The following is a 14,409-nucleotide window of genomic DNA, read 5'->3' as shown; positions in this document are numbered from 1 at the left end:
CTATAGCAGCTGACTTGGTAACCGCCGTTGGTGCCTTTCTGCCAATAAAAAACCGGCCGACCCGCACGGTAGTGCGAGTCGACCGGTAGGGCTGGAGCCGTAAGCCGGGCTAGGGCACGATGAAGCGGCTGTGGAATACGCCCTCGGCGCAGGTGTAGCGCAAAATATACGTGCCGGCGGGTAGGTCGCGGGTCAGAATTGTGCCGTCGGTCGGGGTGCCTGCCGACTGATAGGGCAGGTGCCGACCCTGCGCCGTAAGCAGCTCCAGCTGCCCGCCCGCCGCCTGCTCGCTGCTTAAGGCAACATGCAACACCCCGGTGGTAACTACCGTCGGATAAACCTGCAGGCGGCTGTTGCTGGCAACCAGGCTCACGGTGCGCACGGGCGACAAGTGGGTTGATCCGTCGATATCTATCTGACGCAGACGGTAATAGAAGAGGTCGGCGCTGCCGGTTGGCACCTGGGTGTCCAGGTAGCGGTAATGGTTGGTAGTGCTGGTCGTGCCGTGGCCGGCCACGGTGACAATGTCGCGGAAGATTTTGCCATCGAGGCTGCGTTCCAGCACAAATTCGCGGTTGCGCTCCTCACTGGCCGTAGTCCAGCTCACTTCTATGCCCGTCGGCTGAGTTCGGATAGTGAAAGAAGTCAGTTTCACTGGCAAGGGGCCGGTCTGATCAAATACGGTGAAGCTGATAGTAAGCGCCGTGCCGGCCGCCCCGACACCATTGGCCGCCGGAAAAGGCGTGGCCGTTATGGAATACGTGCCGACGGTGGGCGTCCAGGCGTTGTAGTCGCCCTGAAAGTCGCCGAACATGGCGTAGGGAACCACGCTTTCCGTGATGCTGGAGCTTTGCTGGCCGCTCAGTACAAAGGCCACGCTGCCCACCGTGGCCGGACTGGTATTGGCCCGAATGTTCAGGTTGCGGGTGGGCAGCGTGGCCAGGTTCAGCACGGCCCCGGCCGTCAGGGGCTGGATATCCTGGTCGGTGTCGGCATTCACCAGCGTGAAGCTGGCGACGCTGCCCGTGGGGTCAATAACCGAGAAGCTGATGGTCAGGGCGCCGCCTACGTCACTGGTGGCGTTGGCGCCCCGGTACGGCGTGGCCGTCAGGGAGTAGCTGCCCACGATGGGCGTCCAGGGGTTGTAGTTGCCGCCGGCGTCACTGAACAAGGCGTAAGGCGCACTGTTTTCTGTGAGGTTTTGGGTTTGCGCGCCACTGAGCGCAAACACCACGCTGCCAATCGGGGAGGAGTTGACGTTGGCCCGGATGTTCAGGTTGCGCGTCGGCAAGGTGGTCAGGTTCAGCGTCGTACCCGAGGTCAGGGGCTGGATATCGGTATCGGTGTCGGCATTCACCAGCGTGAAGCTGACCACGTTAGCGGGCGGGTCCAGCACACTGAAGCTCAGGGTAAGCGGAATGCCCGCCACGCCCGCGCCCCCCGCTTCGGAGTAGGGCGTGGCCGTCAGAGTATAGCTGCCCGCGGCCGGCGTCCAGTTGAAGTAGTCCCCCTGAAAGTCGCTGAAAAGCGCGTAGGGCGCCACGCTTTCCGTGATGCTCTGGGTTTGCGCGCCACTCAAATCGAATACGACGCTGCCTACCTGCGCCGGGTCGGTATTGGCCCGGATATTCAGGTTGCGGGTCGGTAAGGCGCTCAGATCCAGCACGGCCCCGTCGGTTAGGAGCTGGATATCCTGGTCGGTGTCGGCATTCACCAGCGTGTAGCTCAGTACCGTAGGGTCGGCTAATAGCGCGGTGCCCCGGGGAGCGAAGGGGCGCAGGGCTGCCGCATGAAGCACAGAGCTGAGCAGCAGGAACTGGCACACGAGCAGCACAACCTTACCCAGTGCTTTGGTGCCGGAAGTACAAAAGAAGAGAGAGAGATTCTTCATTGCTTGGCTTCTTAAAATGCAACAGAATAGTACGCATACCAAAGCTACACTTTTAATCAATAATTGCAAGTTTTTGATTTTAGTTTGTACTAATATTTTTTTGATAAGTATTTTTTATTGTAAAAGGTCTATAATATTCGATTGAGAGTAGTTGGCCAAGCAGTTATTACTGAAATTGTTAGCAGGGTTTAGTGCCAGATAGGTGAAGCACAGGGGCAGAGGAATCATATTTTGATTGTTATCGGGCTGTTGAGTGCCGGGTGTGGTTAGCCCGTGGGTTGGCGTACACCGCTGGGCACGGCGGCGCCCCGGCCGTTCTGGCTTCGAAACCAGAATGACCGGGGCGCTGCTGTATATCGGAGGAGAAGAAGGTCTACACCAAGTCGGCGGCCAGGTTGCCCAGGGGCTTGCCGGTGGGAGCCGGGGGACCGGGCCACAACCGGCGGCCCGGCTGTTCCCGTTCCCGGATGCGGGTCTGAATCAGCCGGCGGGCGTGCCGAATACTGCCCCAGTGCTGCCACACGTAGCGGTAAGCCCGCAGCGAAGGGCGCTCCAGCAGCAGGCAGTACAGCAGAATGCCCAGCTGCCGGGGCAGGGCCCGCAGCCAGAGGCCGGGCAAGTCGCGCCGCGGCGGATTCTTGAGCAACAGCAGCCACTGGTTTTTCACTGCGTCGGCCTTGATGTTGCCGCTCAGGCGCAGGCGCACCCGCAGGTCGGCGGGGCGAAACTCGCGCGGGTGCAGGGCCCGGCAGGCGGGGTCGAAGACGGTGAGCCAGCCAAACAGCCGTCCGCGCCAGGCAATATCCCAGTCTTCCTTGTGGGCAAAAAACCGCTCGTCAAAAAACTGCCCTTCCACCCTCAAATCGTCGATAAAGGCCCGCCGGTACAGGGGCAGGGCCCCATCGGCCCCATCCACGGGGCCCGCCGTCAGGGGCGTTTCGTGCAGCCGCTGCGCGTGGTGCCGCAGCCGGAACCGGCCGTCGGGCAGGGCTTCCATGCCGGTGCTGTCGATGCGCGGATTCGCGTCGGGGCTTTGCAGCAGCAGGCCGCACACGGTGCCAATGCGCTTGTCGGTTTGCAGCCGGGCCAGGGCGCAGGCCAGGTAGTCGGGCTGCATCTCAATATCGGGGTTTACCAGCAGCACGGCCTCGGAGGTGGTACGGTCCAGGGCGTAGTTGTGGCCGCCGCAGAATCCCGTGTTGCGGGGCAGCGCGTGCAGCTTCACCCGGGCATCGGTGGCGGCAATGGCGGCCACGCGGGTCCGGGTGTCGTCGGCCGAGGCATTATCCACCACCCACACCTCAAAATCGGAGTAAGTCTGGGCCAGCACCGAGGCCAGGCAGGCTTCAATCACGGCGGCACTGTTCCAGGTGACGATAGAAAGCAGAACGGAAGGCATAGAACAGAAAGCTGGAAACGCGCGGAAAAAAACGGGTAAGCTCTGCCGGTCGGGCTTAGGCCAGCTGCACCTCGGCCTCGGCCAGGGCGTGCTGCAAGGCCTGGCGCAACGCATCCAGGTCTACCGTGAGGTCGTCCTGGCGGTCGGCGGTGGCCTTCTGGGCCGAGGCATCGTCGCGGGCACTGATCAGCGGGTAATGCGGCATCTGCAGCCGGGCCGTTAGCTCCAGATAGTCGCCCACGACCAGGTTGCGGGGCAGAAACTCAACCAAAGGCGTGCCGGGCGCGCAGAACAGAATGTTGATCAGACCGGCGCCCACCGGGCCCACCACCATGCGGGCCCCGGCAAACAGGGCGGCTTTTTCCCGTAGGCTCAGCTCGCTCAGGGCGTAGCTTTCGAAGCCGTAGGGGGCCAGCAGCGCTTCCACTGCCGCCTCGTTGCGCACCCGCCGGAAAGCGGCGTCGCGGCGGCTTACGTACACCAGCGGGCTGAAGCGGCGCGGCACGGCCCTGGCCTGCGCGGCAGGTAGATACGCCTGCTTCATAAACTGGCCGGCCCAGGGCGGGGTGTGGTGCCCGCCGCCCCGCACCGGCGAGGTCACGACCAGCTGCCGGGCCCACAGGTGGGAGTGCTGCTGCACGTCCAGAATCTGCTCGTCGCGGATGCCCAGCTCCAGCAGGGTTTCCACGGCAAAGCGGTGGCGCCGGTCATAAATCAGGAAGTAGTCGATGGTGTCCCAGAGCCCGGCCTCCTGCACCAGGTGCAGGCGGGGCAGCGAGTCGAGCAGCCAGTGGTAGTAGTTGCCAATGGCCGCCCCGCCGCCCGAGAGCAGGCTACAGACGGTGCCCTGCACTTGGTGAGGCGGCCGAAAGTAGCGCTGCCGCAGCACCGGGTTTTCCGTGGCCGGCGTCACGCGGAAGCGGCCGGGCAGGTACTGCAGCGACGCATCCCCGACCAGGTGGTTGTCGGCGCTGATAACGGCCACGCTGCTGCGGTTGTCCACGTTAATGCGGCCGCCGGGCAGGGTCAGCACGAAGGCGGGCGGGATCTGCTCCTGGGCCGGCACCTTGTCGTAATAGGAGGGCAGCAGGGCATTGAAGTCGTCGGAAACAGTAAGCGTGGAATGGTAGGCCGGATACACCTCGGCATAGCTAGCCCCGCTGCCCGGCTGGGCGGCCAGGGCCTCGCTGCTGGCGTGCACCCCCACGGGCCGGTACTGCTCGTTGTAGGGCACCCACTGGCGCAGCATGTAGCCGGTGCGCCGCCGGACCCGGGAGAAAAGATCTTGCATAGACATCGGAAGGGAAGCGCCCGGGGGCTAGTAAGGAGAAGCAGCGGAATGAACCGGGCGCGCGGCCGGCCTGGCCGCCGGTGCGGCGGGCCCGGCGTTGGCCAGGCACTCGGCCAGCGCGGCCAGGTCCACGGTCAGATCTTCCTGCCAGCCCTGGCGGCGCGAGTGCAGCGCCCCGTTGGCCGCCTCCGCCACCAGAAACTGGTGGGGCAGCCCCAGGCGGTAGCACAGCTCCGGATACTCGATAACCGTAAAGTGCTTGGGAAACAGCTCGACCACGGGCGTGCCGGGCGGGGCAAACAGCAGGTTGGTGAGCCCGGCCCCGGTGGGGGCAATAACCATGCGGGCCCCGGCAAACAGGGCTATCTGCTGGGCCAGGGTGTAGTGCCCTAGCACGTGGGTTTCGAAGCCGTAGGGGCGCAAAAAGTCTTCCACGGCCGCCTCGTTCAGCACGTGCCGGGCCGGGGCGTCGCGGCGGCTCAGGTAGATGTAGGGGCTGAAGGTGTCGGGGGCGGCGGCCGGCAGCAGCTCCTGGCGCAGGAAGGAGCAGGCCCACTCGGGCGTGTGGGTGGGGCGGCGCACGTGCGAAGTCACCAGCAGCCGGTCGGCCAGCAGGTGCTGGTGGGTGCTCACGTCGAGCAGCTGCTCTTCCCGGATGCCCATAGCCAGCAGCGAATCGAGCACGAAACGGCGGCGGTCATACACCAGGAAGTAGTCGACCGAGTCCCACAGGCCCGCTTCCTTGAGCAGGTGCAGGCGGGGCAGCGAGTCGGTGAGCCAGTGGTAGTAGTTCCCGCTGGCGGCGCCCCCCCCCGACAGCAGGCTGAACACCGTGCCGCGCACCCGCACCGGCTCCGAAAACCAGCGCAGCCGAAACACGTTGTTGTGCTCGGGTCGCGTCACGTCCGACTGCCGGGCGTCGTACTGAAAGGAAACGTCGCCGACGAGCTGGTTATCGGCGCTGATGACGGCCACGCTCTGGCTGTTGTCGGCCAGCAGCCGGCCGTGCTCCAGGGCCAGCAGAAAAGAGGCCGAGGTGTCTTCCGTCCGGATGGGTTTCGCGTGCAGGCCGCCGTAGTCGCAGGTGTGGTGGTAGAGGGCCTCGCTGATTTCCAGGTAAGAGGTTTCCGGGGCGTAGATTTCCACGTAGGTGGCCCCGCTGCGGGGCACGGCGGCCAGGGCCTGGCTGCTGGCGTGCACGCCCACGGGCCGGTAGTGGCCGTTGTGGGGCAGCACCTCGCGCAGCCGTCGGCTTGCCCAGCGCCGGCCTTTGTGTAGCAATTGAGACGTAGCCATGGAGCCAGGAATAGAGAAAAGAAGAAAAACCGGGTTACGCGCTGGCCTGGGGCACCAGGGTCCGGCGGGGCGAAGCGGCCCGCCATTCTTCTGAGTCGAGCACGGCGCGCAGGCCTTCTTCCAGCCGGATGCGGTGGTGCCAGCCCAGGCCGTGCAGCTTGCTCACGTCCAGGACCTTGCGCATGGTGCCGTCGGGGCGGGAAAAGTCGAACTCGATGGCGCCGGTGAAGCCCACCAACTCGGCAATCAGCTCGGCCAGCTCCTGAATGGTCAGGTCCTGGCCCGGGCCGATGTTGACGGGCTCGGGCTCGTTGTAGTGCAGCATCAGGTGCAGGCAGGCATCGGCCAGATCATCCACGTGCAGAAACTCGCGGCGGGGCGTGCCCGTGCCCCACACCTGCACCCGGTCGTGGCCCCCGGCCACGGCCTCGCTGAACTTGCGCAGCAGGGCCGGCAGGGCATGGGAGTTGTGCAGGTCGTAGTTGTCGCCCGGGCCGTAGAGGTTGGCGGGCATCACCGAAATGAAGTTGTCGTCGTACTGGGCCCGGTAGGCTTCGCACATTTTCAGGCCCGCAATTTTGGCCACGGCGTAGGGCTCGTTGGTATACTCCAGCGGGCCGGTCAGCACGTAGTCTTCCCGGATGGGCTGCGGGGCCTGCCGCGGATAAATGCAGGAGGAACCCAGAAACAGCAGCTTTTTTACCCCGTGCACGTGGCTCTGATGAATCACGTTGGTTTGAATCATCAGGTTCTCATAGATAAATTCGCCCCGGTAGGTGTTGTTGGCCACGATACCGCCCACCTTGGCCGCTGCCAGAAGTACGTAGTCGGGTTTTTCCTGGGCAAAAAAACGGGCTACGGCCGCCTGGTCGCGCAGGTCCAGCTCCGCCGAGGTGCGCACCAGCAGATTGCGGTAGCCTTCACGGGTCAGACGGCGCACCAGCGCCGCCCCTACCATGCCCCGGTGACCAGCCACGTAGATTTTGGCATTCTTTTCCATAAACAAAACGATAACGAACGTGTGGTGGCAGGCGCGCGGCCTATTGCCAGGGCCAGGGTCCGGTCTGGGAACAGGCTCCGCACCGCCTGAAAGTTAGGTGAGAGGTCGGAAATCGGCGAGGCTATTCGTCGTGGTAGCTCAGCACCTGGTGGCCGGCTTCCACGAGCACGGCGTCGCGCTGGAACAGGCGCAAGTCGTTCTGCACCATGTCGCTGACCAGGGCGGGCAGGTCGTAGGTCGGGTGCCAGTCCAGCTCGGCCTGGGCCCGGGTCGGGTCGCCGATGAGCAGCTCCACCTCGGTGGGGCGGAAGTAGGCCGGGTCGACGGCCACCACCACTTTACCCGTGGGCAGCTGGAAATCGGGGTTGTGGCAGGCTACGATGTGGCCCACTTCGGCCACGCCTTCGCCGCTGAAGGCCAGCTCCACGCCCAGCTCGGCAAAAGCCAGCCGCACAAACTCGCGCACCTTGGTCGTGACGCCGGTGGCAATGACGTAGTCGCGGGGCTGCTCCTGCTGCAGCATGCGCCACATGGCTTCCACGTAGTCTTTGGCGTGGCCCCAGTCGCGCTTGGCATCCAGGTTGCCCAGGTAGAGCTTGTCCTGCAAGCCCAAGGCAATGCGGGCCGCAGCCCGGGTGATTTTACGGGTCACGAAGGTTTCGCCCCGGCGCGGCGACTCGTGGTTGAACAGGATACCGTTGCAGGCGTACAGGCCGTAGGCTTCGCGGTAGTTCACCGTAATCCAGTAGGCGTAGAGCTTGGCCACGGCGTAGGGCGAGCGGGGGTAGAAGGGCGTGGTTTCGCGCTGCGGCACTTCCTGCACCAGGCCGTACAGCTCGGAGGTAGAGGCCTGGTAAATGCGGGTTTTCTTCGCGAGGCCCAGAATCCGGATGGCTTCGAGCAGGCGCAGCGTGCCCACGCCGTCCACGTCGGCGGTGTACTCGGGCATGTCGAACGACACCTTCACGTGCGACATGGCGCCCAGGTTGTAAATCTCGTCGGGCTGCACTTCCTGCACGATGCGAATCAGGTTGGTGGCGTCGGAAAGGTCGCCGTAGTGCAGCCGAAACCGCACGTGCTGCTCGTGCAGGTCCTGGTAGAGGTGGTCGATTCGGTCGGTGTTGAAGAGCGACGAGCGGCGCTTGATGCCGTGAACCTCGTAGCCTTTGGAAAGGAGCAGTTCGGCCAGATACGCTCCGTCTTGTCCTGTGATACCGGTGATGAGTGCGCGCTTCATACAAACAGGTGTGAGTAGATGAATTACATGCGTTAGGGAATGTTCTTTTATTAGAACTTTATTGTCAAATTATTGTATTAAAAACAACAATAGCAACAGTTCAGGGAAAATAATTTACCTATTTAAATAATTAATTGAATAAAGCTAGGCCGCAATATAGTAGGACACTTGGCCTACGGCAGCCGATAAGCGGAATCAGGAGCCTGCTGGATACCTGCCCGGACAAGCCCCAAACGCAACAAAGGCCTGCCCCTTTGCAGGAGCAGGCCTTGGCGCGGCGGCAAGTGAAAGCCGCAGATACTATGAGTGTGCTGCTCATGCCTGGCCAGTGAAGGTGGCGGCGGCATGAGGCCGGCAAGACTAGCCGGGGCGCAGCGGCTGAGCTGCCGCGCCCCGGCCGGTGCTTACTTTTTCCAGACTTCTACGCCCGACAGGTTACCCCAGCCCCCGCTGGTGGTTACGCTGATGGTGCCGTTGGTCACATTTGCCGCGAAAGGACCCAGCTTTTTCCAGTTGCCGGCCGAGCCGCTGTTGAAGTTGCTCACGGCCGTCACGCCGTTCACGGCGATGTTGAAGATTTCGGCTTTGTCATCTTCCCAGACGTAGAGGTACACCTCGTACGAGCCGGTTGGTACGGCGCTCATGCTGAAGTTGATAGACGGGCCGTAGGCCGAGGAGCGGATCATCGAGGCGCGGGTAGCGTCGGTGGCCGGGTTCAGCGTCACGTTCTGGTTGGCGAAAAGGTCCCCACCAATCGAGTAGTTGGTGGCGGTGCTGCCCTGCCAGCTGTTGCCGTCAAGCGTCATGGCGCTGCCATTGATGTTGATAGCCCGGTAGAAGGCGCGGGTCGAGGCCGTGGCACCTGCTACCGTCACCGACTGGGCCGAGGAGGTCGTGGTAGCCCCGGCGTTGTCGGTAGCGCGGGCCGTGAGGCTCAGCGTGGCGGCGGCCGTGGGCGTGAAGCTCAGCGAGTAGGGAGCCGAGGTGTCTTCGCCCAGCTTGGTAGCGCCGCTGAAGAACTCAACTTTGGCGACCGAGCCGTCGGCGTCGGCGGCCGTGGCGTTCAGCGTCAGGGCCGTGCCGACCGTGCCGGTCGTCGGAGCCGTCAGGCTAACCGTGGGCGCTACGTTGGTTGGTGCCGTGGTGCTGCCTTTCCAGATTTCGATACCCGACAGGTTGGCATTGCCACCGTTGGCCGCCGTGATGCCGATGCTGATGTTGCCATCCGCTACGTTGGCCGCGAAGGGGCCCAGGCGTTTCCAACTGCCGCCGCTGCCGCTGCTGAGGTTGCTCTGCGCAGTCTGGCCTTCCAGGCTGATGCTGAACGTAACCGGGTTGTTGTCTTCCCACATGTAGAGGTACACCTGGTAAGCACCGTTGGTCACGCCACCGACCGTAGCCGTGTAGCTGTTGCCGTACACCGAGGAGCGAATCATCGAGGCGCGGGCCGCATCGGTAGCGGGGTTCAGGGCAATGGTCTGGTTGGCGAAGGGGCTGCCGCCGATCTGCACGTTGGCCGCGCCGCTGCTGGCTTCGAACGTCAGGCCATCAACGGTCGTGGCGCTGCCGTTCACGTTCAGGGCGCGGAAGAAGGTAGCGTTGGTCGGAGTACCCGTGCCGCCCGTCGAGCCGCCGGTGCCGCCACCGCTGGTAGCCGCCGTTACCGTTACCGAAGTTACGGCCGTCGAGGTAGCTGCGCCTACGTTGTCGGTAGCGCGGGCCGTGAGGCTCAGCGTGGCGGCGGCCGTGGGCGTGAAGCTCAGCGAGTAGGGGGCCGAGGTGTCTTCGCCCAGCTTGGTGGCGCCGTTGAAGAACTCAACTTTGGCAACCGAGCCGTCGGCGTCGGCGGCCGTGGCGTTCAGCGTCAGGGCCGTGCCCACCGTGCCGGTCGTGGGCACGCTCAGGCTCACCGTGGGAGCTACGTTGGTCGGCGTTGGGGTGCTGCTGCCGCCCACCCCGATCTTGAGGCCGTTCTGGCTTACCTTGCCCAGCCAGATGTTGTACTCATCCTTCTCGGTCTGGGGCGTAATGGGGTTGGGCATGTGCTGGGTGTTGGTCATGATCAGGATGCCGTAGTCACCCTCGTCCTGCCGGTTGGCGTAGGGGTTGTTACGGCCCCAGTGCACGTAGCCAATAATCTGGTTGTCAACCTTGAAGTTGCTGAAGCCGCCCTGGCCATAGTAGTTGAAGATGGCACCACCGCAGTAGGCAGAGGGCAGGCGGGTCACACCGTCGGGCATGAGGCCGGCCATGACGATTCGGTTGTGGTGGTAGTAGATGTCGTGTCCGCCGGCAATGTTCATGGCCGAGTTGCAGGTGGCCACGAAGTGGTTGTTGTAGGCCTCGATGAAGCCCTGGGTGTTGGTCTGGTCGCCGTCGACGATCATGCCCGTGCCGGTGAACTCGGAGCCGGTGGCCGGGTAGGGGTAGGCGCCCTGCACGTAGTTGTCGTGCACGCGCATGGGGCTGCTCGCCGAGCCGCCGGAGTTGTAGAAGGCGATGATGTCGCCGACCAGCGAGTTGTTGGGCTCGTTGATGACCTGGTTCCAGGAGATGTCCACGCCTTGCAGGTTGCTGACCTTGTCCAGGCCGATGAAGTCGGCGAAGGTGCCCCCGCCGTTGCGGTAGCGCGCGTCGATGTTCTTGGCCTGGTTGTAGCGCACCGTCAGCGTCTGCCCGCCCGACCCGTCGCCGGACCAGGTGTGCACGTTGATGCCGGTGGTTTGCTCCATATAGTTGTTCTCGATGCGCAGCATTTTCGCGGCGTGCGAGTTCAGAAACTTACCACGGGGCGTGTTATCCTTCGTGGGCGGCAGGCCGTAGCCGCGGTTGTTGCGCACGGTCAGGTTGGCGCCGTTGGTCACGGCCGAAATCATTTCACCGGCACTGGCAATGATGCAGTTCTCGATGATAACGGGCTGCGTGGTTTGCACGCTGATGGCTGGCACGTTGGAGTCGGTGCTGCGGTAGTTGCCCGAGTAGGTACCGCCTTGGGTAATCACCAAGGGACCCTGGTAGGTCACGTTGGGAGCCTGCGCGAAGACCCGGGTCAAGCCGGGGAACAGCAGCAGGAAAAAGGACAACATCGCCGATAAAGGCAAAAAGCGTGCACCGGAGCGGTTGCTGAGCGCGGAAGAGAAATGGTTTTCAGTGCCTTTTTGCATTCTGTGAGCTTTTTGGAAAAAGAACTATATATGAATGATCCGTTTAACCAGGCCGAAAGTCAATTTGTTCCGAATGCCTGAATTAAATTTGTGCTATTATTCAGAAAAGTGGTCTGCTTGGTCTTGGCTGGGGAGCTGGGGTAGTCGCCTCGTTTCCCATCCGGCGCCAGATGGGGAATTGCACCAACCGTTTTGTCCTCCTGCTCCGTCGCTCAATTCTTAGAATCCCTCTTTAATGAATCTAAATCGAGGCTTTTACGCTTCCTGCACATCTCGTCCCTGTTTGCTGGCCGCCGAGCTGGCCCGCTAAGTTCGGTTTCTCAAATGGTCCTATTCAAAACGCCTGATTGGCGTCATGCAGACCGTTTTTGAAAATCCTGATCATTTGTTAACTACGAATAGTTATAAAATGATTGAAGAGGTTCAATGCAAATGTACAAAAGATGTTGAATTGGCAAAGGTTGTTGAAAGAAGGTGTAATTGTACTTATTTTATATATTGATAGGACCGAAAATTTGTTGCGGGTCTTAAAATGCCCGTAGCGCTGTTTTTTGAGCCCTTAAAGCCCCGGGAGCATTCCGCAACAAAGCCAAAATTTTATTACTCACTGACTGTAAGCCCGATGCCGGCCGACGCAAGCGTGCCGCCAACGCCGCTACAACATTGCCGGGCTGAACTCCTTGCGGAGCAGCGACTCTGGCGAAAGCAAAAAAGGGTGGTGGAAGAGCAAGCAGCCAACGGCGCGGCAGCAGCGCACCAGACACTGCTCTTTAGCCGCAAAGCTTTGGTCGCGGTAACCAGGCAGATGCTATAGTATATAGCATACAGAAGATTACATTTCCATTAAATGTAACTATTAAAATTTTTTATATTAAAAAATAATGTTTAATTCGATATATGAGATACCTTGTGGCCATCTCCAGTACTCTCTTGACTTAGGTTCTTATGTTGGATCAAGCTACTCTCCCTGCTCCGGTACCGGCCTTATCTATACCCGCTACCACCCCCATTCCCATGTTTACGACGTTCGTGCACCCAAAGGCCGCACAGCGGGTGCAGGCCGTGTTGCAGAGTACCTTTCTTAGCGAGGGGAAGCTGGTGCAGGAATTTGAAACCCGGCTGAGCACCGAGCTGGGCCTGGTAAACCCGGCGGCCCTGAACAGTGGCACCAGCGCCCTGCACCTGGCCCTGGAAGTGGCGGGCGTGGGGCCCGGCGACGAAGTAATTCTGGCCCCCCAGACGTTTATTGCCTCGGCCATCGTGGTGGTGCAGGTAGGCGCCAAGCCCGTTTTCGCCGATATCCAGTACGAAACCGGGAACATCAACCCGGCCGATATTGAGCACCGCATTACGGCCCGCACCAAGGCCATTATGGCCGTGCACTGGGGCGGCTACCCCTGCGACCTGGCCGAAATTCACGCCGTTGCCCGCCGCCACGGCCTGCTCGTCATCGAGGACGCGGCCCACGCGCCGGGTGCTACCTACCAGGGCCGCCCGATTGGCTCCATCTCCGACCTGACGTGCTTTTCCTTTCAGGCCATCAAGCACATTACCACCGGCGACGGCGGGGCATTGTGCGCCCGCTGCCCCGAAATGGCGCGGGAGGTGCTGCGCCGGCGCTGGTTTGGCATCGACCGGGCCCACTCGCCGGTGTCGGAAATCGGGGAGCGGGAGTACGACCTGACCGATGTGGGCTTCAAGTATCACCTCAGCGACTACGCCGCCGCTCTGGGGCTGGCCAACCTGGACGGCTTTCAGGAGCGCATGAGCCGGCGCCGGGCCTTGGTGCGGCAGTACCGGGAAGGTTTGCAGGGCGTGGCCGGCCTGCAGCTGCTGGAGCAGCGCCCCGACCGGGAAAGTGCCCACTGGCTGTTCGGGATGCACGTCGAAAACCGCCTGCAGTTTATCCGGGCCCTGAAGGCCAAGGGCATTGCCGCCTCCGTGGTGCACGATGGCATCGACCACAATACCCTGTTTGGCGGCAAGCGCCTGGAGCTGACCAATCAGCGGCGCTTCGACGATACGCAGATTCATATTCCGTTGCACGATGGCCTGGACGCCAGCCAGGTAGCCTATATAATAGAGGTGATTCACCAAGGATGGTAAACCGATTGTATGAAAGTAGTTCTATTCGGCGCCACGGGGTTTGCCGGTCGTAACGTAGCGCAGGTGTTGCGGCAGCACCACGTCGAGCCCGTCGAGTCTTCGCTCAGCCTGGGTCTCGACCTGCGCGACGCGGCCGCCACGACCGCCTTTCTGCGGCAGCACCGGCCCGATTTTATCATCAACTGCGCCGCCCACGTGGGCAGCCTCAACTACGTCACGGAAAAAGCCGCTACGGTGGTAGCCGACAATGCCCGTATGATTCTGGGAATGTACGAGGCCATAGCGGAGGCCTGCCCCAAGGCGGTGGTTATCAACCCGATTGCCAACTGCGCCTACCCGGCCACGGCCGACGTTTTTCGGGAAGACGAGTGGTGGAACGGGCACGTGCACCGCTCGGTGCTGAGCTACGGTACTAGCCGCCGCCTGCTGTGGGCCACGGCCGAGTGCTTCCAGATGCAGTACGGCGTGCGCAGCATTCATCTGCTGACGCCCAACATGTACGGCCCCTACGACTCGACGGACCCCAACAAGGCCCACGCCCTGAACGCGCTGATTTCCAAATTCGTGAAGGCCGAGCTGACCAACCAGGCCGAGCTGCCGGTGTGGGGCACGGGCACAGTCATCCGGGAGTGGCTCTACGCCCCGGATTTCGGCCGCCTGATCTGGGAGGTACTCCAGAACCACCGGTGCAAAAGCCTGGCCCAGCCCGTAAACCTGGCCCAGAACGACGGCCTGAGCGTGAAAGAGTTGGTTGCCCTGATCCAAACCAAGTTCAACTACAAGGGCCAGGTGGTGTGGGACGCCTCCAAGCCCGATGGCGCCCCCAAAAAGGTGATGGATAACACCCGGTTCCGGCAATTACTGCCCCACTTCAAGTTCACCGACTTCTCGGAAGGCATCGTGGAAACCGTGAAGTATTATCAGTCAGTGTATCCCTACTAAAGTCGCGCAGGGCCCAGGACTTGCGCCTGCTGCCGAAGTTTGGAAGCATAGGGAGGAGATTATTTGATATAAATATTTTTATT

Annotated in this window: 9 protein-coding genes; 2 read left to right on the top strand and 7 right to left on the bottom strand. The window is 62.1% G+C overall.

Annotated elements, in window-relative coordinates; all coding sequences use genetic code 11:
* Positions 1-109: 109 nt before the first annotated feature.
* From E5K00_RS07865 to E5K00_RS07835, 7 genes are all read right to left on the bottom strand, one after another.
* Entirely contained in the window at positions 110-1,891 is a 1,782-nt protein-coding gene (locus E5K00_RS07865) for a T9SS type A sorting domain-containing protein (RefSeq protein ID WP_135462685.1), read from the bottom strand.
* A gap of 373 nt (positions 1,892-2,264) precedes the next feature.
* On the bottom strand, positions 2,265-3,290 hold the full coding sequence (locus E5K00_RS07860) for a glycosyltransferase family 2 protein (RefSeq protein ID WP_167856798.1): 1,026 nt from the start codon (positions 3,288-3,290) through the stop codon (positions 2,265-2,267).
* A gap of 55 nt (positions 3,291-3,345) precedes the next feature.
* Positions 3,346-4,581 (bottom strand): glycosyltransferase family 61 protein, encoded by a 1,236-nt coding sequence (locus E5K00_RS07855; RefSeq protein WP_167856797.1) that lies wholly within the window; start codon positions 4,579-4,581, stop codon positions 3,346-3,348.
* A 27-nt stretch (positions 4,582-4,608) separates the two neighbouring features.
* Positions 4,609-5,877: a glycosyltransferase family 61 protein gene (locus tag E5K00_RS07850; RefSeq protein WP_135462682.1), complete on the bottom strand. Its 1,269-nt coding sequence runs from the start codon at positions 5,875-5,877 to the stop codon at positions 4,609-4,611.
* A 34-nt stretch (positions 5,878-5,911) separates the two neighbouring features.
* Positions 5,912-6,877 carry a GDP-L-fucose synthase family protein gene (locus E5K00_RS07845; protein WP_135462681.1) on the bottom strand — a complete coding sequence of 322 codons (966 nt, stop codon included), beginning with the start codon at positions 6,875-6,877 and terminating at the stop codon, positions 5,912-5,914.
* Positions 6,878-6,998: 121 nt separating this feature from the next.
* A complete protein-coding gene (gene gmd, locus E5K00_RS07840) occupies positions 6,999-8,114 on the bottom strand; it encodes a GDP-mannose 4,6-dehydratase (protein ID WP_135462680.1) in 1,116 nt (371 codons plus the stop codon).
* Positions 8,115-8,518: 404 nt separating this feature from the next.
* Positions 8,519-11,200 (bottom strand): Ig-like domain-containing protein, encoded by a 2,682-nt coding sequence (locus tag E5K00_RS07835; RefSeq protein WP_167856796.1) that lies wholly within the window; start codon positions 11,198-11,200, stop codon positions 8,519-8,521.
* Between the two features lie 1,092 nt (positions 11,201-12,292).
* On the opposite strand from E5K00_RS07835, the gene E5K00_RS07830 reads away from it, so the two are divergent.
* Positions 12,293-13,384 (top strand): DegT/DnrJ/EryC1/StrS family aminotransferase, encoded by a 1,092-nt coding sequence (locus tag E5K00_RS07830; protein ID WP_167856795.1) that lies wholly within the window; start codon positions 12,293-12,295, stop codon positions 13,382-13,384.
* Between the two features lie 9 nt (positions 13,385-13,393).
* On the top strand, positions 13,394-14,326 hold the full coding sequence (locus E5K00_RS07825; RefSeq protein WP_135462677.1) for an NAD-dependent epimerase/dehydratase family protein: 933 nt from the start codon (positions 13,394-13,396) through the stop codon (positions 14,324-14,326).
* Positions 14,327-14,409 lie beyond the last annotated feature (83 nt).

The organism is Hymenobacter aquaticus, from assembly GCF_004765605.1.
Classification (GTDB): Bacteria; Bacteroidota; Bacteroidia; order Cytophagales; family Hymenobacteraceae; genus Hymenobacter; species Hymenobacter aquaticus.
This window is presented reverse-complemented; position numbering and strand designations above follow the sequence as displayed.

What these genes read in the sequence shown, in the direction of transcription:
- E5K00_RS07865 (WP_135462685.1), bottom strand. Translation starts at nt 1,891, where the DNA reads ATGAAGAATCTCTCTCTCTTCTTTTGTACTTCCGGCACCAAAGCACTG.
- E5K00_RS07860 (WP_167856798.1), bottom strand. Translation starts at nt 3,290, where the DNA reads ATGCCTTCCGTTCTGCTTTCTATCGTCACCTGGAACAGTGCCGCCGTG.
- E5K00_RS07855 (WP_167856797.1), bottom strand. Translation starts at nt 4,581, where the DNA reads ATGCAAGATCTTTTCTCCCGGGTCCGGCGGCGCACCGGCTACATGCTG.
- E5K00_RS07850 (WP_135462682.1), bottom strand. Translation starts at nt 5,877, where the DNA reads ATGGCTACGTCTCAATTGCTACACAAAGGCCGGCGCTGGGCAAGCCGA.
- E5K00_RS07845 (WP_135462681.1), bottom strand. Translation starts at nt 6,877, where the DNA reads ATGGAAAAGAATGCCAAAATCTACGTGGCTGGTCACCGGGGCATGGTA.
- gmd (WP_135462680.1), bottom strand. Translation starts at nt 8,114, where the DNA reads ATGAAGCGCGCACTCATCACCGGTATCACAGGACAAGACGGAGCGTAT.
- E5K00_RS07835 (WP_167856796.1), bottom strand. Translation starts at nt 11,200, where the DNA reads ATGTTGTCCTTTTTCCTGCTGCTGTTCCCCGGCTTGACCCGGGTCTTC.
- E5K00_RS07830 (WP_167856795.1), top strand. Translation starts at nt 12,293, where the DNA reads ATGTTTACGACGTTCGTGCACCCAAAGGCCGCACAGCGGGTGCAGGCC.
- E5K00_RS07825 (WP_135462677.1), top strand. Translation starts at nt 13,394, where the DNA reads ATGAAAGTAGTTCTATTCGGCGCCACGGGGTTTGCCGGTCGTAACGTA.